This is a genomic window from Streptomyces sp. NBC_00557 (assembly GCF_036345995.1).
GTDB lineage: Bacteria > Actinomycetota > Actinomycetes > Streptomycetales > Streptomycetaceae > Streptomyces.
Map to the genome: position 1 here is coordinate 6,734,297 of NZ_CP107796.1, position 20,718 is coordinate 6,755,014.

Genomic DNA, 20,718 nt, shown 5'->3' on the forward strand with positions numbered 1-20,718 from the left:
GAAAGAGGTGGGGTACGGGGATGAGTGTGGCCGGCACGAGCACCGCGCCGGAGGGACGGGACGCGCGGGGCACCTCCGCGCCCCGGTGCGCAGAGCACCCCGGCATCGACCCCGACCAGCTGCCCGACGGCCTCGTCGTCGCCGACGAGCAGGGCCGCGTCGTCTGTTTCAACGCCGCCGCCGCGCGGATCGCCGCCGTACGCCCCGCCGACGCCCTCGGCCAGCCCCTGGAGAAGACCCTGCCGTTAGAGGACCTGGACGGCCGCCGCTGGTGGCAGCTCACCGATCCCTACGGCGGCCTCGCGATCCGCACCCGGCAGCCCGAGCGCAATCTGCTGCTGCCCGGCGGCAGGGAGGTGCTCGTCTCCGTCCGGTACGTGCGCGAGCGGCCCCTGGGGCCCGTCCGGCGGGTCGTCGTCTCGCTGCGCGACACCGAGGCCCGCCGCCGTACCGAGCGCAGCCACGCCGAGCTGATCGCCACGGTCGCCCACGAGCTGCGCTCGCCGCTCACCTCGGTGAAGGGCTTCACGGCCACGCTCCTCGCCAAGTGGGAACGCTTCACCGATGACCAGAAGCGGCTGATGCTGGAGACCGTCGACGCCGACGCCGACCGCGTCACCCGGCTCATCGCCGAACTGCTGGACATCTCGCGGATCGACTCCGGGCGGCTGGAGGTGCGCCGGCAGCCCGTCGACATCGGGGCCGCCGTCTCCCGGCACATCCAGGCCTACGTCACCGCCGGCCAGCCCGCCGACCGCTTCCTGCTGCGCATCGAGCAGCCGCTGCCCGCCCTGTGGGCCGACCCCGACAAGATCGACCAGGTGCTCAGCAACCTCATCGAAAATGCGGTGCGGCACGGCGAGGGAACCGTCACCATTGACGTCATGCCCTGCGCGTCCCCGCGCGAGGGCGAGCGGACCGGCACGTCGGTCACGGTGAGCGACGAGGGTCCCGGCATCCCGGAGGAGTCCATGAACCGCGTCTTCACCCGCTTCTGGCGGGGCAGCAAGCGCGGTGGCACCGGCCTCGGGCTGTACATCGTCAAGGGCATCGTCGAGGCCCACGGCGGGACCATCACGGTCGGCCGCGCCCCGGGCGGCGGCGCCGAGTTCCGATTTACCCTGCCCGTGGCCGCGCCGGCGTATCTCGCCTGACGGCCCGCGGGCTCTTCGTACACCTCCACCCCGTTAGACTCGGCCTTTGGCACCTTTGTGTCCTTCACGCGGCCCTCGCGAGTCGAGTCGGTGACGGGGACCATCCGCCAGCCAATCGGAAGCACGGGAAGAGATGTCGGCACCCAATAAGTCGTACGACCCTGTCGAGGTCGAGGCGTTGAAACCGGAAGAGATCGAGCGCATGCGGGACGAGGCGCTCGCCGCCTTCGCCGCCGCGGACTCCCTCGACGCGCTCCACGAGGCCAAGGTCGCCCACACCGGCCCCGCCTCTCCGCTGGCCCTCGCCAACCGCGAGATCGGCGCCCTGCCTCCGCACGCCAAGGCCGACGCCGGCAAGCGCGTCGGCATGGCCCGCGGCGCCGTGAACAAGGCCCTCGCCACCCGCCAGGCCGAGCTGGAGGCCGAGCGCGACGCCCGCGTGCTGGTGGAGGAGGACGTCGACGTCACGCTGCCGTACGACCGCGTCCCGGCCGGCGCCCGCCACCCCCTCACCACGCTCTCGGAGCGCATCGAGGACATCTTCGTGGCCATGGGCTACGAGGTCGCCGAGGGCCCGCAGGTCGAGGCCGAGTGGTTCAACTTCGACGCCCTGAACATCGGCCCGGACCACCCGGCCCGCGGCGAGGCCGACACCTTCTTCGTGCAGGGGCCCGATGGCGGCACCGAGTCCGGCGTAGTGCTGCGCACCCACACCTCGCCCGTGCAGATCCGCTCGCTGCTCGACCGCGAACTGCCGGTCTACGTGATCTGCCCCGGCCGCGTGTACCGCACCGACGAGCTGGACGCCACGCACACGCCCGTCTTCCACCAGGTCGAGCTGCTCGCCGTGGACGAGGGCCTGACCATGGCCGACCTCAAGGGCACCCTGGACCACATGGTTCAGTCGCTGTTCGGCGAGGGCATGAAGACCCGGCTGCGGCCGAACTTCTTCCCCTTCACCGAGCCCAGCGCCGAGATGGACATGCTCTGCTACGTCTGCAAGGGCGAGTCCGTCGGCAACCCCGACCGGCCCTGCCGCACCTGCTCGTCCGAGGGCTGGATCGAGCTGGGCGGCTGCGGCATGGTCAACCCGCGGGTGCTCACCGCCTGCGGCGTCGACCCGGAGAAGTACAGCGGCTTCGCCTTCGGGTTCGGCATCGAGCGGATGCTGATGTTCCGCCACAACGTCGAGGACATGCGAGACATGGTCGAGGGTGACGTCCGGTTCACCCGGCCGTTCGGGATGGAGATCTGATGCGGGTCCCGCTTTCTTGGCTGCGGGAGTACGTCGACCTGCCGGCGACGGAAACCGGCCGCGACGTCCAGGAGAAGCTCGTGTCGGCGGGGCTCGAGGTGGAGACCGTCGAGCAGCTCGGCGCCGACCTCAAGGGCCCGCTGGTCGTCGGCCAGGTGCTGACCATCGAGGAGCTGGAGGGCTTCAAGAAGCCGATCCGCTTCTGCACCGTCGACGTCGGCCAGGCCAACGGCACCGGCGAGCCCCAGGAGATCGTCTGCGGCGCCCGCAACTTCTCCGTCGGCGACAAGGTCGTGGTCGTCCTCCCCGGCGCCACGCTGCCCGGCGGCTTCTCCATCTCCGCCCGCAAGACCTACGGCAAGGTCTCGCACGGCATGATCTGCTCCAGCGACGAGCTGGGCATGGGCGACGACGGCAGCCACGGCATCATCGTGCTGCCGCCGGAGACCGAGGTCGGCAAGGACGCCATCGAGCTGCTGGAGCTGGTCGACGAGGTCCTGGACATCGCCGTCACCGCCAACCGCGGCGACTGCCTGTCCATCCGCGGCGTCGCCCGCGAGACCGCCATCGCCTACGGCCTGCCGCTGCGCGACCCCGCCCTGATCGACGTGCCGGCCCCGAACGCCTACGGCTACCCGGTCCAGGTGACCGAGCCGCTGGGCTGCGACCGCTTCGTCGCCCGCACGGTCACCGGCCTGCGCCCCGAGGCCCGCTCCCCGATCTGGCTGCAGCGCCGCCTGCAGAAGGTCGGCATGCGCCCGATCTCGCTCGCCGTCGACGTCACGAACTACGTGATGATGGAGCTCGGCCAGCCCCTGCACGCCTACGACCGCTCCCTGGTCCAGGGCACCATCGGCGTGCGCCGCGCCCAGGAGGGCGAGAAGCTCGTCACCCTCGACGGCGTCGAGCGCACGCTGCACGCCGAGGACCTGGTCATCACCGACGACCGCGGCCCGATCGGCCTCGCCGGCGTGATGGGCGGCGCCAACACCGAGATCGCCGACCACGAGCCGACGGAGAACGGCTCGAACGGCACCACGGACGTGGTCATCGAGGCGGCCCACTTCGACGCCGTCGCGATCGCCCGCACCTCCCGCCGCCAGAAGCTGCTCACCGAGGCGTCCCGCCGCTTCGAGCGCGGCGTCGACCCGCAGGCCGCAGCGGCCGCCGCGCAGCGCACGGTGGACCTGCTGGTGCTGCTCGCGGGCGGCACGGCGGAGGCCGGTGTCACCGAGATCGTCGCGCCCTCGGCCCCGCGCACCATCACCATCCCCGCCGACCACCCGGACAAGGTCGCGGGCGTCGTCTACGGCCGCGAGACCGTCGTACGCCGCCTCCAGCAGGTCGGCTGCGACGTCGTGGGAAATGCTGCCGCGTGGAACGCGTCGTCGAGGGGCGGTGGTCGGGAGACGGGCGGGAAAGACGAGCTGATCGTCACCGTCCCGTCCTGGCGGCCCGACCTGGTCGACCCGAACGACCTCGCCGAGGAGGTCATCCGCCTCGAGGGCTACGAGAACCTGCCCTCCACGCTGCCCAAGCTTCCCTCGGGCCGTGGCCTGACCCACCGTCAGCGGCTGCACCGCCGGGTCGGCCGCGCCCTGGCCGGTGCCGGCTATGTCGAGGCGCCGAACTACCCCTTCATCAGCGAGCAGGTCTTCGACCAGTTCGGCCTGGACGCCGACGACCCGGCCCGCCGTGTCGTCCGGCTGGTCAACCCGCTCAGCGACGAGGAGCCCGCGCTGCGCACGACGCTGCTGCCGGGCCTGCTCGGCGCGCTGCGGCGCAACGACGGCCGGGGCTCGCACGACCTGGCGCTGTTCGAGACCGGGCTGGTGTTCCACCCCCGCGAGGAGCAGCGGGTCGCCACGCACCTTCCGGTCGACCGGCGGCCCACCGACGAGGAGATCGCCGCGCTGAACGCCGCGCTGCCCGAGCAGCCGCGGCACGTGGCCGTCGTCCTCGCCGGCGCCCGCGAGCAGGCCGGCTGGTGGGGCAAGGGCCGTCCGGCGGACTGGGCCGACGCGGTCGAGGCGGCGCGCGTCGTCGCCCGCGAGGCCGGTGCCGAACTGACCGTCCGCAAGGGCCAGTACGGCCCCTGGCACCCCGGCCGCTGCGCCGAGCTGGTGATCGGCGCGGACGGCGCGGAGCGGGTCGTCGGCCACGCGGGCGAGCTGCACCCGCGGGTGCTGAAGTCCCTGGGGCTGCCCGAGCGCACCTGCGCGATGGAGCTGGACCTCGACGCCCTGGAGGCGGCGGGCGACGGCGCTCCGCAGGCGCCGCGGATCTCCACGTTCCCGGTCGCCACGCAGGATGTCGCCCTCGTCGTCGACAGGCCGATCCCCTCCGCGGAGGTCGAGGCGGCGCTGCGCGAGGGCGCGGGCGAACTCCTCGAGTCCATCCGGCTGTTCGACGTCTACGAGAACGCCGAGCAGCTGGGCGAGGGCAAGAAGTCCCTGGCGTACGCGCTCCGCTTCCGGGCCGGGGATCGCACCCTGACCGTGGATGAGGCCTCAGCTGCGCGGGATGCGGCCGTTGCCCTCGCGGGCGAGCGGACGGGTGCGGTTCTGCGGGGCTGATCGCCGTAGCGGTTCTGTGCGTGGCCGGCTGCGGGTATTCCGTGGCCGGTCACGCGCACGCGGCGGAGCCGCGTGTCAACCGCGGCCCCGCGCCCCTTCGGGGTGCTGCGGTGCCGCCGGCCTCGCGGTGCGGCCGCAGCGCCTCTTCGGGCCGGCCGGCGAGGCGGTGGGTCTCGGCGTAGCCGTCGGATGCGGGAGCCGGACCGGGTGATGGCCGAACGGCTGCACGCCGTGGTCACGGCCGCCGCGCCGGAACTCGCCCCGAAGCTCTGGTACGGCATGCCCGCCCACGCCCTGGACGGCAAGGTCTTCTGCTTCTTCCAGAGCGCGCGGATCGCCGAACTCGGGCGGCGGGCCGTGCGCTGAATCCCCGCGCGGAAGGGTGTTCATCCCTTCGGAGACCTGCATAAATGCAGGTTGACCGGCGTGGGCTCACTCGATCGGGTGGGAACCGGGGGCGATCCGGTCTCCTCGGGCCATGCCCTCGACAGAATCGGACCGGCCTTTCGGGGCCGGTCCGTCTGCCCTGTCAGGGACTCTCCATGGGGGACCAGTGGCATGATCCGCATCAAGGCACGGGCGCCCACCGCGCGGGGAGCCGTACTGCCCATGGTCTGGGGAGCCGTGGCGGTCGGTTACCGGTTCGGCTGTCCCCTCGCCCACCAGCAAGGGCTCGGCGCTCGCCTTCTCACCAGCGCCGTCTTCGTCGCCGTCGGCACCGGACTGATAGCCCACGCCCGCCGCGCCCCGCTGCGGGAGCTGCGGCAGGCCCGCCGGGTGGCGCGGGCCGCCCAGAGCGTCGTCCTGCGGCCCCTGCCGCCCCGCCTCGACGGGCTGAACCTCGCCGCGGCCCAGCTGTCCGCGGAGCGGGGCGCGTGCGTCGGCGGCGACCTGTACGAGGCGATCGCCACCGATCACGGGGTGCGGGTGGTGATGGGCGACGTCCGAGGACACGGCCTGGCGGCGCTCGGCACCGTCGCCGCCGTCCTCGGCAGCTTCCGCGAGGCCGCCCACGACGAGCCCGACCTCACCGGCGTCCTGCGCCGACTGGACCGCGCCCTCGCCCGCCACCTGCGCGAGCGCGCCCGCGCCGAACACCCCGCCCACGGCGCCCCGGACCCCGACCACCCGGTCGCCGAGGAGTTCGTCACCGTGCTGCTCCTGGAGATCGACCGCGCGGGTGAGGTGCGCGCCCTCAACTGCGGTCACCCCTGGCCGTACCGGCTCAGCGGCACCAGGGTCGAGCCGCTGACGGGCGCCGAACCGCTGCCCCCGCTCGGCCCCTTCCCGCTGCCGGCCGAGCTGGAGGACCGGGCCTGCGGTCATCTGCTTCCCGGTGAGTTTCTCGTCCTCTTCACGGACGGCGTGGAGGACGCGCGGGACGGCCAGGGCCGGTTCTTTCCGCTGCCGAAGGCCCTGAGAGACGCCGTACGGGAGCACCCCGTCTCCGCCCGGACGGTCCTGGGCACCCTCTTCACCGCGCTGCTGCATCACACGGCCGGCACTCCCGCGGACGACACAGCGCTCCTCGTCCTGCGCAACGACCGGAACCCCGCACGGTGCACCGCTGCCGGGGCGCGGGACGGCGCCGTGTGCGGCTCCGCGGCGCGGGGACGGCCGGCCCCGGACGACGCGCAGCCGACGACCCGCCGTTGACTGCGCCCCATGAGCCGCCCCTCACCCGGCCAAGCCACCGCTTTTCGAGGGGGAGCCGGCGGCTTGGCCGGAAGCCCAGTGAACCGGAAGACCACGCTGAGCGACACCGCATGCACCCTGCGGATGCGAGCACTCCGTTCACACCCCGTGCGAACCCGGACCCACTACGCTGAACCGCACAGGCCATTCGGGGGGCATCCATGCAGCCCAACACTCTGCTCGACGCGATCCTGGACGAGGCGGGGATCTCGCACGCCGGCCTCGCCGCCCACGTGAACCAGGCGGGCCGGAAACGGGGCCTCGCGCTCCGGTACGAACACACCGCCGTGGCGCGGTGGCTGAAGGGCCAGCGGCCGCGCGGCCAGGTCCCCGACCTGATCTGCGAGGTGCTCGCCGCCCGCCTGCACCGTCCCGTCACCCTCGACGACATCGGCCTGGGAGTGCCCGGCGAGCCCGGCACCCCGCACGCCGGCTCGCTGAACGGCTTCGTGGAGCGGGCCACCGCCCTGTGGCGCTCCGACGAACAGCAGCGGCCGCATGTGCTCGGCGCCCCGGCCGTCACCGGCACGCCGGCCGTGATGCCGGTGTGGGAGTGGGAGAACCCGCCCGAGGACGTCGACGTCTCCCGCGGCGGCCGGCACCGGGTCACCCCGGCCGACATCGCCATGCTGCGGGCCGCGCGCACGCACTACGAGCAGATGTACCGCAAGGCCGGCGGCATCGCGACCCGCAGCCGCATCGTCGGCTTCCTCAACTCCGAGGCCGCGCCGCTGCTCCGCGGCAGCTACACCGACGCCACCGGACGCCAACTGCACCGGGCCACCGGCGGATTGGTGGCGATCGCGGGCATCTGCGCCTACGACTCCGACGCCCACGGGCTGGCCCAGCGCTACTTCCACCAGGCGCTCAGGCTGGCGAAGGCCAGCGGTGACCGGGGACTTGGCGCGTACGTGATAGCGCTGCTGGTCAACCAGTCGCTGTTCATGCGGGAGTACCGGCAGGCCGTCGCCTTCGCGGAGGCCGCGCTGCGGGCCGCCGGCAAGCACATCACCCCGGCGCTCGCCTCGGATCTGTACGCGATGCAGGCCAAGGCGTACGCCCACCTCGGCGACTCCGCCGGCGCGCTGTCCTGCATCCGGCGCGCCGAGACGGCCGCCGAACGGATCCGGCGCGGTTACGAGCCCGACGAGACCGGCTACGTCCAGCCGGGCCTCGTCAATGTGCAGGTGGCCGAGGCGCTGCTCAGCCTCGGGGAGCTGACCGCCGCGGGGGAGCACGCGGCGGCGGCCGTCGACAACCCCGCCCACGACCGGGGCCGGGTGCACCGGCTCGCCATGCTCAGCACCATCGAGCTGCGCCAGGGGAACGCCGACAAAGCGGTGGCCACCGCCGTGCAGATGGCGGAGCAGGCACGCGGGATGGAGTCGCAGCGGCTGCGCGACAGACTCCGCGCGGTGCGCGAACACCTGGTGCGCTGTGGCTCGGCCGGCACCGCCGAAGCCGCCGAACTCATCGACGGCGCACTGCGCGTACCGCTGTAGGCCCACTGTGGGCGCACAGTCCCTGCTGCGATATTGCCACTTACTCGGCGGAAGGTGGCAGAACCGTGCAGTGGACGAAACTGAACGAACAAACTGTGTACGCAAACCGCTGGTTCAGCGTCAATCTCGCAGATGTCGAGCTGCCGGACGGCCGGCACCTGGACCACTTCCTGATCCGGCTGCGGCCCGTGGCCGTGGCGACCGTGGTCAACGACGCCAACGAGGTGCTGCTGCTGTGGCGGCACCGCTTCATCACCGACAGCTGGGGGTGGGAACTGGCCGCGGGCGTCGTCGAGGACGGCGAGGACATAGCGCAGGCGGCCGCCAGGGAACTGGAGGAGGAGACCGGCTGGCGGCCGGGGCCCCTGCACCACCTGATGAGCGTGGAGCCGTCCAACGGCCTCACCGACGCCCGGCACCACATCTACTGGTCCGACCGGGGCGAGTACGTCGGGCACCCCGTGGACGACTTCGAATCGGACCGCCGGGAATGGGTTCCGCTCAAACTCGTCCCCGACATGATCGCCCGCGGGGAGGTCCCGGCCGCCAACATGGCGGCCGCGTTACTCCTGCTGCACCACGCGAGGCTCGCAGAGGGCTAGCGGCTACTCCTGCTGCACCACGCGAGGCTCGCCCAGGGCTAGCGGCCCAGACTCTGCCAGACCGTCGCCACCAGCGCGCCCAGCGCGGTGAGCACGGCGAGGGAGGGCAGCGGCCAGCGTGCGTGTTCCAGCGAGACGATCCGGGAGTTCAGCTCGTCCAGCTCCTTGGCGGTCTCCTCGGTGCGATGGCTCAGCAACGCCAGCCCTCCCTCGACCCGGGCGTAGGCCACGTCGAGGCGGCGGCGTAACTCTGCGAGTTCTCCCTGGACCACGGGATGCTCCGGATCGGCGGTCACAAGTCCGCTCCTTTCTGTAGTCGAACGGGTGGTTCCGCGTCCCTTGCATGCGCATGAGGAGTCAACTCTCCTGGTGGGCGCGTGGGGAGCGTGTGCGAGCGGCATATGCGTGCCCGCCGCGCACACGGTGTGTGAAACAGATGGGCCCGGCACCGGGTTCGGTGCCGGGCCCGTAAGCGTCGCTCTGCGTGATCAGCCGTGGGTGGAGAAGCGATCAGCCGTAGGTGTAGAAGCCCGAGCCGGTCTTCCGGCCCAGCCGGCCCGCCTCGACCATGCGCTGGAGCAGCGGGGGAGCGGCGTACAGGGGCTCCTTGTACTCGGCGTACATGCTGTTGGCGATGGAGACGATGGTGTCCAGGCCGATCAGGTCGGACAGCTTCAGCGGGCCCATCGGGTGGGCGCAGCCCATCTCCATGCCGTTGTCGATGTCCTCGCGGCTGGCGATGCCCGACTCGAACATCCGGATCGCGGAGAGCAGGTACGGCACGAGCAGCGCGTTGACCACGAAGCCGGAGCGGTCCTGGGCGCGGATGCAGTGCTTGCCGAGCACCTTCTCGGCGAAGACCTGGGCGCGGCTGAGGGTGCCCTCGGAGGTGGTGAGCGCCGGGATCAGCTCCACCAGCTGCTGCACCGGGGCCGGGTTGAAGAAGTGGATGCCGACGACGTGGTCCGGGCGGGAGGTGGCGACCGCCAGCTTCACCAGCGGGATCGAGGAGGTGTTGGAGGCGAGGATCGCGTCCGGGCGGATCACCACCTGGTCCAGCACCTGGAAGATCTCGGTCTTCACCGGCTCGCTCTCCACCACGGCCTCGATCACCAGATCACGGTCGGCGAACTCGCCGAGGTCGGTGGTGAAGGTGAGCCGCGCCTGGGTGGCGTCCCGCTCCTCCTCGGTGATCTTTCCGCGCTGGGCGGCCTTGGCCAGGGAGTTGAACAGCCGGGTACGGCCGATCTCCAGGGCCTCGCCGGTGGTCTCGGCGACCCTCACGTCCAGTCCCGCGCGGGCGCACACCTCGGCGATGCCCGCGCCCATCTGGCCGCAGCCCACGACTCCGACGCGCGTGATATCTCCCGATGGGAAGCCTGTCACATCGACCCCTTCGCTGGTTCTCCGGCTCGCTGGCAGGACTTCCGGGTTCGGCGCCTGCTCCGATCGAGCACGTTACCGTCAAGTATCGATGATCGATCGGCGGGGTGGGGGCCATCCTGGGGCGCGGAACGGTCCGTGACGAAGCGGATCCCGAGCGTAGGGGTGTGCCGATGCCTCCACTGTCCCGGCGAGCCTTCGCCCTGGCCCTGCCGGCGCTGGTCACGGCGCCGGGAGCCGCGGACGCGGCGGAGCGCCGGCCCGTGCCCGGCGCGGGCCGGCGGGCGCGCGCGGCCAGGGAGATGCGCGGCGTCTGGCTGGCGACCGTGGCCAACCGGGACTGGCCGTCCCGGCCCGGTCTGCCGGCCGCCGCGCAGCGCCGGGAGCTGATCGCCCACCTCGACAGGGCGGCCCGCGACCGGCTCAACACGGTGATCTTCCAGGTACGCCCCGCCGCCGACGCCCTGTGGCCGTCCCCGTACGAGCCCTGGTCCGAGTGCCTCACCGGTACGCAGGGCAGAAGCCCCGGCTGGGACCCGCTCGGCACCGCGGTGGGGGAGGCCCACGCCCGGGGCCTTCAGCTGCACGCCTGGTTCAATCCGTACCGGATCGCGCTCCACACCGACCCCGGCCGGCTCGCCGCTTCCCATCCGGCCCGCAGGCACCCGCACTGGGTGGTGCCGTACGGCGGCGGGCTCTCCTGCAACCCGGGCCTGCCCGAGGTCCGCGCCTTCGTCCGGCGGGCGGTCCTGGACGCGGTCGCCCGGTATCCCGTCGACGCCGTCCACTTCGACGACTATTTCTACCCGTACCCGGTCGCCGGGCAGACCTTCGACGACGATGACGCCTACGACCGTCACGGCGGCGGCTTCTCCGGCCGGGCCGCCTGGCGGCGTGCGAACATCGACGCGCTGATCAGGGACACGGCCGCCGCCGTCCGGCGCGTCCGGCCCGGCGCCCGGTTCGGGATCAGCCCCTTCGGGGTGTTGCGCAACGCCTCGGCCGACCCGCGCGGCTCGGACACCCGGGCGCAGGTGCAGTCGTACGACGACCTGTACGCCGACACCCGCGGCTGGGTGCGGCGGAAAACTGGATCGACTACGTCGTCCCGCAGCTGTACTGGCACCTCGGCGCGGCCGATGCCGACTACGCCACGCTCGTCGCGTGGTGGGCGGACGTCGCGCAGGGCAGCCGGACGCGGCTCTACATCGGGGAGGCCCTGTACCGGGCGGGAGCGGCCGGGCAGCCCTCGGCCTGGCAGGACCCGGTGGAGCTGTCCCGGCACCTCACCCTCGCCGCCGGACACCCGCAGGTGAGCGGGCATGTCTTCTTCGCCGCCAAGGACGTGGCGGCCGATCCGATCGGCGCGATGTCACGCGTGATCACCGACCACTACGGGCGGTCGGCGAAACCGCCGCGCTGATCCCTCTCCTCGTGGTGCTTGACCTGGCAGTCGGGGCCGGGTGACATGATCGCCTCGTGGCCGTCCTGGAAACGGACGCGATAGGGCGGGTTGCCCTCGGGGCCCAGTACCTCGACCACTTCCGAGACCTGGTCGTGTTGGCCGACCACCCTGCCGTGCTGGACAAGACGGTCGCCCTTGGATGCACGCATCTCGCAGGCCCTCCTCATGATCACGACCGTTGGGTGACGGCGATGCAGACGAGCACGGCGACGGCGGTCACGGGAGCGGCCGCCGTGAAGTGCTCGCCCAGCAGCAGCGCCGACCACACCAGTGTGAGCAGCGGCTGAGCCAACTGCAACTGGCTGGCCCGGGGGACGCCGATGTCCGCCATGCCCCGGTACCACACGACCAGGCCGAGGAACTGGGAGCCGAGAGCCACCCACAGCAGGCCGGCGACGCCGTGCCCGGTGAGGTGCACCGGCTCGCACGCCAGGGCCACCGCGGCGGCCGGCACGCTGAGCGGCAGGCACAGCACCAGCGCCCAGCCGATCACCTGCCAGCCCGGCATGACCCGGGCCAGCCGGCCGCCCTCCGTGTAGCCGGCCGCGCACACCAGCAGTGCCGCGAACAGATAGCCGTCGGCGAGGGTGAGCGCGCCGCCGCTCTGTCCGACGGTGAACGCGACGACGGCCCCGGCTCCCGCCAGCGCCGCCAGCCAGAAGCGGCGCGAGGGGCGGCTGCCGGTGCGCAGGGCGGAGAACACGGCGGTGGTCAGCGGCAGCAGCCCCACCACGACCGCGGCGTGCGCGGTGGTGGAGGTCCGCAGGGCGAGCGTGGTCAGCATCGGGAAGCCGAACACCACGCCGGACGCGACGACGGCGAGACCCGGCAGATGCCGCCGCTCCGGCAGCGGTACCCGCAGGACCACGAGGCAGCCGCCCGCGACGAGCGCCGCGAGGACGCTGCGCACGGCCACCAGCGACCAGGGGCCGAAGCCCTCGAGGCCCCAGGCGGTGGCCGGGAAGGTCAGGGAGAAGGAGGCGACACCGAGGGCGGCGAGGCCGGTGCCGAGGCCCCGGCGCTCGCGGGGAGCGGTGACTGCTATCGGCTCGGCGGCAGTAGCGCTACTCTGTGTTCTCATGGACCAGCGTAGCAGTGTCAACGAACTGGCAGAACAGCTCCGACGGGACCTCGACCGCTACTCTCCCGGTGGAAAGCTCCCGTCGAGCCGGGAGCTGGTCGAGCGGTTCCGGGTCAGCCCGGTGACCGTCTCGCGCGCGCTCGCCCAGCTGGCCGCGGAGGGGCTGGTGGTCACCCGGCCCGGAGCCGGCGCCTTCCGGGCCCGGCCGCGCACGCTCGAGACGCCCGTCGGGGACACCTCGTGGCAGGAGGTCGCGCTGAGCGCCGACGGCGCCACCGACCTCGTACCGCGCACGGTCGACGCCTCCGGGGTCACCGTCTCCCTGGCCGCGCCGCCGCCCGGCGTGCTGGAGTTCAACGGCGGCTATCTGCATCCCTCCCTCCAGCCGGAGCGGGCCATGGCCGCGGCCCTGGCCCGGGCCGGGCGGCGGCCCGGCGCCTGGGGGAGACCGCCGCTGGAGGGGCTGCCGGAGCTGCGGGAGTGGTTCGCGCGCGACATCGGCGGGGGCGTCACGGCGGCCGAGGTGCTGATCGCGGCCGGCGGCCAGTCCGCGCTGGCCACCGCCCTGCGCGCACTCGCCCCGCCCGGCGCCCCGGTGCTCGTCGAGTCGCCCACCTACCCCGGCATGCTGGCCATCGCCCGCGCGGCCGGCCTGCGGCCCGTCCCGGTACCGGTCGACCCCGACGGCGTGCGCCCCGGCCTGCTCGCCGACGCCTTCCGGGCCAGCGGCGCCCGGGTGTTCGTCTGCCAGCCCCTGTTCCAGAACCCGACCGGCGCCGTGCTCGCCCCGGACCGGCGCGCCGAGGTGCTGCGCATCGCCCGCGAGGCCGGCGCCTTCATCGTCGAGGACGACTTCGTACGGCGCCTGGTGCACGCCGACGCCGGCCCGCTGCCCCGCCCGCTCGCGGCCGACGACCCCGACGGCGTGGTGGTGCACGTCGGCTCGCTGACCAAGGCGACCTCGCCCAGCTTCCGGGTGAGCGCGCTGGCCGCGCGCGGCCCGGTGCTGGAGCGCCTGCGCGCCATCCAGGTCGTGGACAGCTTCTTCGTGCCCCGCCCGCTGCAGGAGGCGGCCCTGGAACTGGTCGGCTCCCCGGCCTGGCCCCGCCATCTGCGGGCGCTGGCACAGGAGTTGAAGGCCCGCCGGGACGCGATGACGGCCGCGCTCGCCGGACGCCTGCCCGAACTCGCCCTGCCGCACGTCCCCTCCGGCGGCTACCACCTCTGGCTGCGCCTGCCCGAGGGAACCGACGAGACCGCCCTCACCGCCGCCGCCCTCCGCGCGGGCGTGGCGCTCACCCCCGGCCGCCCCTACTTCAGCGCCGAACCCCCCGCGGCCCACCTGCGGCTGAGCTTCGCCGCGGTCGCCGGGGCCGGGGAGATCGGCGAGGGGGTGCGACGGCTCCGCGCGGCCTGCGACGAGGTGTTCCGGGGCACGGCGACCGTGCCGCAGCCGGCCTCCGGGGGCGCGCCCCGTGGCGTGCCACCCGTCATGGACGACGCCGTTGCCCGGTCAGTCGAGTGAGCAGCCGCTTACCCCCCGTAGCTCACAGTCAGCACCCCTTGACCAGGACACACAATCGGCACACCATCACCGCATGCCACTGAGGGTGACGTTCGTCGCCGCCGCGCGCAGCGCCCCGCTGCTGGCGGAGCGCTTCCAGGACGACCGGCCGCTGGACCAGGCCGGCTGGGACGAGGTGCAGCGCGCCGCCGCGGACCTGCTGCCGCTGGCGGCGGCCGAGCTGCGGTACTGCTCGCCCACGCCGCGCAGCCGGGCCACCGGTGACGCGCTGGGGTACGCCCCCCTGGTCCAGCTGGCCCTGCGGGACTGCGACATGGGCCGCTGGAGCGGCCTGACCCTGGGCGAGGCGATGGCGCGCGAGCCGGACGCGGTGGACGCCTGGCTCGCCGACCCGCGCGCCACCCCGCACGGCGGCGAGTCCCTGCTGGCGTTCATCTCGCGGGTCGGAGGCTGGCTCGACACCCGCCCGGCGGACGACGGCGGCCGGATCGTCGCCGTCGCCGAGCCCGCCGTGATCCGCGCGGCCCTGGTCTACGCCCTGAAGGCGCCGCCGTCGACCTACTGGAACATCGACGTGCGCCCGCTGTCCACGACGACCGTCACCGGTCGCGGTGGCCGCTGGAACCTGCGCCTCGACGGGGTCCCGGCCCAGCTGTCGCACACCTAGGCCCTGTCGTCAGCACGCGTGTCACCAACGTCCCCGGACAGCACACCTAGGACCCCTCCTCGCGCACGTAGTCGGTGGTGAGGAGGAGATCCTTCGCGGGGCCGCCGACCCGCCACACCGTGCGCCAGTGGCCGGCGTCCCGGACGGTGAACTCGCCCCGGTAGAGGTCGGCCGCGCACGGGTGCTCGGCCACCCAGTGCCCGGTGCGGAGGTCCAGCTCGTGGAAGGGCCGCCCGTCGGCGAACCGGACGTCGGCCGTGCCCGGCGCGGCCCCGGGCAGGAACCGCAGCGCACGGGTGGCCGGCCGGGTCACGCCCTGCCAGGTGAAGGCGCCGGACTCCTCGTGCAGCAGGGCTCCGCCGGGCAGCGCGGTGAAGTCGACCGCCCCTTCGAAACGGCCCTCGTCCCCGCTCGCCAGATCCCGCACCTCCCGCTCGACACGCCAGCGGCCGGCGAGATGCGCCAGCACATCGGCCACCGGCCAGAACCCGCCGTCCATCACCATGCCCTCCGTCGTGCGTCGCGGCCTCCGGGCGCCCATCGGGCCTCACCGAGCTTAGCGGCGCCACCAGCCGCCGCCTCACCCGAGCCGCCCGCGGTCCGCAAGGCCGGTTCACCGTAAAAACACCTCCCGTAAATCAGAGATTTCCCGGGACGTCATCAAATTCATCCGGTGTTTTCCGTATTCGGAGGACGGCGCTTCACTTTTCGGTGAGCGCACAACCAACCCGAAATCCGGGCCGTCTACGTCGGCGAAATAACGGGCACGTATGCGTGGGGGGACATCGGACAATGAGACTGGGTGGGAAACCGATGTCCCGTCCGGGGCGCGCCGCCGCGCTGCTCGGCGCGGCCGTCGCCGTCACCGCGTTCTGCGCCGGGGACGTACTCGCCCGCAGCTACCCCTTCGGACCCCGCACCCGCAGCGTCAACGACCTCGGCAACCAGTACGTGCCCTTCCACGCGCATCTGTGGGACCTGCTGCACGGCCGCGCCGACGGCGGCCTGCTCGTCAACTGGCAGTCCGGATACGGATCCAGCTTCCTGCCCGACCTCGGCACCTATCTCGGCAGCCCCTTCGCGCTGCTCGTCGCCGTCTTCCCCAGGGACCGGATCGACCTCGCCGTCTACGCCGTCACCGCCCTGAAGACCGGCTGCGCCGCGGCCGCCATGGCCTGCCTGCTGCTCGCCCTGCGGCCCGGCCGCTGGTGGGCGGCGGGCCTGCTCGGCGCCTCGTACGCGCTGTGCGGCTGGACCCTGGCCGACGCCGGCTACAACCCGATGTGGCTCGACGGCCTGATCGCCCTGCCGCTGCTGTGCCTGGTCGGCGAGTGGGCGCTCGCGGGGCGCCGCCCGCTCCTCGGCGTCCTGGTCGTCGCCCTCGCCTGGACCGCCGACTTCTACACCGCCTACATGGCCACCCTCGGCGCCGCGCTCGTCCTCGCCCTGCGCCTGCTGCTCACCCGCCCGCCCCGCCGGCAGGCGCTCGCGGCGGCCGGCCGCGCCACCCTCACCGCCGCCCTCGGCGCGGGCCTGGCCGCCCCGCTCGTCGCGGTGGTCTACTTCGGCACCCGGCACGCCTACCCCGGCCGCGTACGGCCGTTCACCCCCGTGCCGGGCGAGGACCTGCTCGCCCGGCTGCTGCCGGCGACGTACGGCTTCGGCTCCCCGGCCCTCTACGTCGGCGTCACCGCCCTGGTGATCGCCCTCGCCCTGCCCTTCCACCGCGCGGTGCCCGCCCCGGTCCGCGCGGGCTGGACCGCGCTGGTGCTCCTGGTCGCCCTGTCCCTGCAGTGGGCGCCCACCAGCCTGGCCTGGCACGCCTTCGCCACCCCGCAGGGCAGCTCCTACCGGCAGGCCTTCGTCCTGTGCGGGCTGCTGGTGATCGCCGCCTGGCACGCCCTGGCGTACGGCCCGCCCGACGGGCGCGCGCTCGGCGCCGCGACCGCGCTGCTCGCCGTACTCACCGCCGTCGCGAGCCGCAGCGCGCTGGTACGGCCGCACACCTGGCCGGTGCTGCTGCTCGCCGTCGCCGGCACCCTGACCGGGCTCGTCCTGCTGGGTCGCGCCGGGCCCCGCACCCGGCTCGCCGGAGCCGCCGTCGTCCTGCTCCTCGGGGCGCAGGTCGGCGAGAGCGCCGCGACCTCCGCCGTCGCCGCCGGGCTGCGCCTGAAGCACCTGGACGACTACGCGCCCTGGGGCGAGCGGCAGCAGCGGCAGGCCGCGGTGATCGCCGAGAACGACGGCTGGCCCCGCTACCGCACCGACCCCGGCCGCGAACAGACCGTCGGCAACGACCCGCTGCTGGTCGGCGGCCAGGGCGCCCAGTACTACAGCAGCCTCACCTCCGACGTCCTCAGCCGGACCCTCACCGCGCTCGGCGGCGGCTGGACCTCGCGCGGCCGCAGCGTGCAGAGCCTGGACAACGCCGTCACCGACGTCCTCTTCTCCGTCGGCGCCCGGCTGCACGACCCGCCGGACCCGCACCAGGGAACCCCGGCCTTGGGAAGCGACCGGATCACCGTCACCCGGCGCGACGTGCCGCCCCTGGTGACCGTGCGGACCGCGCCCGACGACGCCCCGTTCGGACCGTCGCCGTACCGCAACCAGGAACTGCTGCTCGGCAGCCGGGTCTACGCCGTGCCCCGCATCGCCGTGTACGACGACGTCGGGAAGCCCGTGAAGAGCCGGTACGTGGGCTCCGGAAGCGCCCTGACCGGGCCCGTGATCACCGCCCGCTGCCCGGCCGGGACCCAGGTCGAGCTGTGGGCGCCGCACTTCTCCGGCACCGCGCGGCTCGCCGCAAGCGGCACCGGCGTCCCGTTCCGGTTCACGTACGGGCGCAACCGGGCCGCCATGGCGCCGCTCGGCACCGCACCGGCCTCCGGACGCGTGCGGATCGAGCTGACGCCGGACCGGCCCGGCCGCATCCCGCCCGGCGCCGTCGGCTGCCTGGACACCGCCCGGCTGGGGGCGGCCGCCGCGCGTCTGAAGGCCACCGGCGCCACCTGGGTGAGCGTTTCCGACGGCACTCTCCGGGCCCGGCTGCCCGCCGGCAGCAAGGGCATCGCGGTCGTCGCCGCCCCCAGGATCGCCGGCTGGCGGTGCGCCACCGGCGACCGCGCGGCCCGGCCCGCCGGGGCCTACCACGGGCTGATCGCCGTCCCGCTCGACGGCCGCTCGACCAGCCTGACCTGCACCTTCCACCCGCCCGGCCTGCGGCTGGGCACGACCGTCTCACTCGTGTCGCTCACGGCCCTCGCCGTGCTCACCGCCCTCACCGCCGTCCGCCGCCGGCGCGTCCCCGCGCCGCCCGCCGGCACATCGCCACGCGCGCGCGTGACCGCCGCACCCTGACCGCGCCCCTGGGGGGAACCCGCCATGCTGATATCGATCGTCGCGCCCTGCTACAACGAGGAAGCCGTCCTGGAACGCTTCCACGACAGGATCCAGGCCGTCGCCGAGGACCTGCTGCCGCTCGGCCACGACATGGAGTTCGTCTACGTGGACGACGGCAGCCGCGACCGTACGCTCGCCGTCCTCAAGCGCCTCGCGGAGCGCGACGCACGGGTGCGCTACGTCTCCTTCAGCCGCAACTTCGGCAAGGAGGCCGCCCTGCTCGCCGGCCTCAGGCACGCCTCCGGCGACGCGGTGGTCGTCATGGACGCCGACCTCCAGCACCCGCCCGAACTGATCCGGCGGATGGTCCAGCTGCGCGAGGAGGGCCACGACCAGGTCGTCGCCCGGCGCACCCGCACCGGCGACGGCCTGGCCCGGACCCTGACCGCGCGCCTGTACTACCGGCTCGTCAACCGCCTGGTCGACGTCGAACTCGTCGACGGCGCGGGCGACTTCCGGCTGCTGTCGCGCCGCGTGGTGGACGCCGCGCTGGCCCTGACCGAGTACAACCGCTTCTCCAAGGGCCTGTTCGCCTGGGTCGGCTTCCCGAGCACCGCCTTCACGTACGAGAACGCCGCCCGCGAGGCCGGCCGCAGCTCCTGGAACCTGCGCGGCCTGCTCAACTACGGCATCGACGGGCTGCTGTCCTTCAACAACCGCCCGCTGCGCGCCGCCCTCTGGCTCGGCATGGTGCTGCTGTGCTGCGCGGGCCTCTACACGGCCTGGATCGTCGGCGCCGCCCTGATCCACGGCGTCCAGACGCCCGGCTATGTCACCATCATCACCGCCGTGACCGCTCTCGCGGGCGTCCAGATGGTCATGCTGGGCGTGATCGGGGAGTACACCGGCCGCATCTACTACGAGGTGAAGCGCCGCCCGCACTTCCTGGTGAAGGCGACCAACGTCGAACGGACGAAAGACCTCATTCCCTGATGTCGAGACAGATAGCCGTCTTCGCCGTCGTCGGCGGCGTCAACACCGCCACTTATTACGGTCTCTATCTGCTGTTCCTCGCTTTCCTCCCGTATCTGGCCGCGCACGCCCTGGCATTTCTGCTGAGCATGGTCGGTTCCTTCTTCCTGAACGCGCGTTTCACCTACCGGACGCGGCCCACCTGGCGGAAATTCCTGCTGTTCCCGCTGACCAACCTCACCAATTTCGTCATCACCACGGCCGGGGTGTACGTGATCGTGGACGTCCTGCACGCGGGGAGCCGCTTCGCCCCGCTCCTCGCCTCGGCGGCCGCCATCCCGGTGACCTTCCTGCTCTCCCGCCGCATCATGCTGCCCGGCCCGGACCGTTGCATAAAAGTGCAGCGAAACGTATAGTCATGCCATCCAGAGGAGGACGGCATGACGGTACGTGCGGCGGTGGCCGGAGCGAGCGGATACGCGGGCGGCGAGGTCCTGCGCCTGCTCCTCGCGCACCCCGAGGTCGAGATCGGTGCCCTGACCGCGAACTCCAACGCCGGCCAGCGGCTCGGCGCGCTCCAGCCACACCTGCTGCCGCTGGCCGACCGGGTGCTCACCGAGACCACGGCCGAGGCGCTCGCCGGGCACGACGTGGTCTTCCTCGCGCTCCCGCACGGGCAGTCCGCCGCCGTCGCCGAGCAGCTCGGCCCGGACGTCCTCGTGATCGACATGGGCGCCGACTTCCGGCTGCGGGACCCGGCCGACTGGGAGCGGTTCTACGGCTCCGAGCACGCCGGCACCTGGCCCTACGGCCTCCCCGAACTTCCGGGCGCCCGCGCCGCGCTGGAGGGGTCCAAGCGCATCGCGGTGCCCGGTTGCTACCCGACCGCGGTCACCCTCGCCCTGTTCCCGGCCTACGCCGCCTCGCTCGCCGAGCCGGAGGCGGTGATCGTCGCCGCGTCCGGCACCTCCGGCGCGGGCAAGGCGCCCAAGCCGCATCTGCTCGGCAGCGAGGTCATGGGATCCATGTCGCCGTACGGCGTCGGCGGCGCCCACCGGCACACCCCCGAGATGATCCAGAACCTCAGCGGGGTGGCGGGGGAGCGGGTCTCGGTCTCCTTCACGCCGACCCTCGCGCCGATGCCCCGCGGGATCCTCGCCACGTGCAGCGCGTCCGCCGTCGCGGGGGTGACGGCGGACTCCGTCCGCGCCGCCTACGAGAAGGCCTACGCCGACGAGCCCTTCGTCCACCTGCTCCCCGAGGGCCAGTGGCCCGCGACGGCGTCCGTCCACGGTTCCAACGCCGTTCAGGTGCAGGTCGCGTACGACGAGTCCGTGGGCCGCATCATCGCCATCAGCGCCATCGACAACCTCACCAAGGGCACCGCGGGCGGTGCCGTCCAGAGCATGAACATCGCCCTGGGTCTCCCGCAGACCACCGGGCTTTCCACGATCGGAGTCGCACCGTGAGCTGGGGGCACCGCCCAGCGGTAGCTGGGGGAG

The 20,718-nt window shown here is 73.3% G+C and carries 18 protein-coding genes and 1 pseudogene; 14 read left to right on the forward strand and 5 right to left on the reverse strand.

Annotated elements, in window-relative coordinates; translation table 11 throughout:
* Positions 1–20: 20 nt before the first annotated feature.
* From OG956_RS29655 to OG956_RS29685, 7 genes are all read left to right on the forward strand, one after another.
* Positions 21–1,154, forward strand: a complete 1,134-nt coding sequence (locus OG956_RS29655; protein WP_330341072.1) for a sensor histidine kinase — start codon at positions 21–23, stop codon at positions 1,152–1,154.
* Positions 1,155–1,287: 133 nt separating this feature from the next.
* Positions 1,288–2,409 carry a phenylalanine--tRNA ligase subunit alpha gene (pheS, locus tag OG956_RS29660; RefSeq protein WP_330341073.1) on the forward strand — a complete coding sequence of 374 codons (1,122 nt, stop codon included), beginning with the start codon at positions 1,288–1,290 and terminating at the stop codon, positions 2,407–2,409.
* Positions 2,409–4,985: a phenylalanine--tRNA ligase subunit beta gene (gene pheT, locus OG956_RS29665; RefSeq protein WP_330341074.1), complete on the forward strand. Its 2,577-nt coding sequence runs from the start codon at positions 2,409–2,411 to the stop codon at positions 4,983–4,985. The genes pheS and pheT overlap by 1 nt, the downstream gene beginning before the upstream one ends.
* A gap of 189 nt (positions 4,986–5,174) precedes the next feature.
* Positions 5,175–5,351, forward strand: a complete 177-nt coding sequence (locus OG956_RS29670; protein ID WP_330343062.1) for a hypothetical protein — start codon at positions 5,175–5,177, stop codon at positions 5,349–5,351.
* A 192-nt stretch (positions 5,352–5,543) separates the two neighbouring features.
* Positions 5,544–6,641 (forward strand): PP2C family protein-serine/threonine phosphatase, encoded by a 1,098-nt coding sequence (locus OG956_RS29675; protein WP_330341075.1) that lies wholly within the window; start codon positions 5,544–5,546, stop codon positions 6,639–6,641.
* Positions 6,642–6,841: 200 nt separating this feature from the next.
* Positions 6,842–8,182: a transcriptional regulator gene (locus tag OG956_RS29680; RefSeq protein ID WP_330341076.1), complete on the forward strand. Its 1,341-nt coding sequence runs from the start codon at positions 6,842–6,844 to the stop codon at positions 8,180–8,182.
* Positions 8,183–8,247: 65 nt separating this feature from the next.
* The gene (locus OG956_RS29685) at positions 8,248–8,784 is read left to right on the forward strand and encodes an NUDIX hydrolase (RefSeq protein WP_330341077.1); all 537 of its coding nucleotides are present in this window, start codon (positions 8,248–8,250) and stop codon (positions 8,782–8,784) included.
* Between the two features lie 38 nt (positions 8,785–8,822).
* Here OG956_RS29685 and OG956_RS29690 read toward each other — a convergent pair whose 3' ends face one another.
* A complete protein-coding gene (locus OG956_RS29690) occupies positions 8,823–9,080 on the reverse strand; it encodes a hypothetical protein (RefSeq protein ID WP_330341078.1) in 258 nt (85 codons plus the stop codon).
* 214 nt (positions 9,081–9,294) lie between these two features.
* A complete protein-coding gene (locus OG956_RS29695) occupies positions 9,295–10,170 on the reverse strand; it encodes a 3-hydroxybutyryl-CoA dehydrogenase (protein WP_330341079.1) in 876 nt (291 codons plus the stop codon).
* 170 nt (positions 10,171–10,340) lie between these two features.
* On the opposite strand from OG956_RS29695, the pseudogene OG956_RS29700 reads away from it, so the two are divergent.
* Positions 10,341–11,590, forward strand: a pseudogene (locus OG956_RS29700) (glycoside hydrolase family 10 protein).
* Here OG956_RS29700 and OG956_RS29705 read toward each other — a convergent pair.
* Entirely contained in the window at positions 11,560–11,781 is a 222-nt protein-coding gene (locus OG956_RS29705; RefSeq protein ID WP_330341080.1) for a DUF1918 domain-containing protein, read from the reverse strand. The pseudogene OG956_RS29700 and the gene OG956_RS29705 overlap by 31 nt on opposite strands.
* A 20-nt stretch (positions 11,782–11,801) precedes the next feature.
* On the reverse strand, positions 11,802–12,713 hold the full coding sequence (locus OG956_RS29710; RefSeq protein WP_330341081.1) for a DMT family transporter: 912 nt from the start codon (positions 12,711–12,713) through the stop codon (positions 11,802–11,804).
* Between OG956_RS29710 and OG956_RS29715 the strand changes: the two genes are divergently transcribed.
* Complete coding sequence (locus OG956_RS29715; protein ID WP_330341082.1) at positions 12,712–14,238, forward strand: aminotransferase-like domain-containing protein; 1,527 nt, start codon at positions 12,712–12,714, stop codon at positions 14,236–14,238. The two genes, OG956_RS29710 and OG956_RS29715, sit on opposite strands and share 2 nt — an antisense overlap.
* Before the next feature lie 73 nt (positions 14,239–14,311).
* A complete protein-coding gene (locus OG956_RS29720) occupies positions 14,312–14,905 on the forward strand; it encodes a histidine phosphatase family protein (protein WP_330341083.1) in 594 nt (197 codons plus the stop codon).
* Between the two features lie 46 nt (positions 14,906–14,951).
* Here OG956_RS29720 and OG956_RS29725 read toward each other — a convergent pair whose 3' ends face one another.
* A complete protein-coding gene (locus OG956_RS29725) occupies positions 14,952–15,404 on the reverse strand; it encodes a DUF6314 family protein (protein WP_330342984.1) in 453 nt (150 codons plus the stop codon).
* A gap of 314 nt (positions 15,405–15,718) precedes the next feature.
* On the opposite strand from OG956_RS29725, the gene OG956_RS29730 reads away from it, so the two are divergent.
* From OG956_RS29730 to argC, 4 genes are read left to right on the forward strand one after another with little or no spacing between them, the layout of a single operon-like run.
* Positions 15,719–18,262 carry a YfhO family protein gene (locus tag OG956_RS29730; RefSeq protein ID WP_330341084.1) on the forward strand — a complete coding sequence of 848 codons (2,544 nt, stop codon included), beginning with the start codon at positions 15,719–15,721 and terminating at the stop codon, positions 18,260–18,262.
* A 24-nt stretch (positions 18,263–18,286) separates the two neighbouring features.
* Positions 18,287–19,237 carry a glycosyltransferase family 2 protein gene (locus OG956_RS29735; protein WP_330341085.1) on the forward strand — a complete coding sequence of 317 codons (951 nt, stop codon included), beginning with the start codon at positions 18,287–18,289 and terminating at the stop codon, positions 19,235–19,237.
* Complete coding sequence (locus OG956_RS29740; RefSeq protein ID WP_330341086.1) at positions 19,237–19,632, forward strand: GtrA family protein; 396 nt, start codon at positions 19,237–19,239, stop codon at positions 19,630–19,632. The genes OG956_RS29735 and OG956_RS29740 overlap by 1 nt, the downstream gene beginning before the upstream one ends.
* 24 nt (positions 19,633–19,656) lie before the next feature.
* Positions 19,657–20,685 carry an N-acetyl-gamma-glutamyl-phosphate reductase gene (gene argC, locus OG956_RS29745; protein WP_330341087.1) on the forward strand — a complete coding sequence of 343 codons (1,029 nt, stop codon included), beginning with the start codon at positions 19,657–19,659 and terminating at the stop codon, positions 20,683–20,685.
* Positions 20,686–20,718 lie beyond the last annotated feature (33 nt).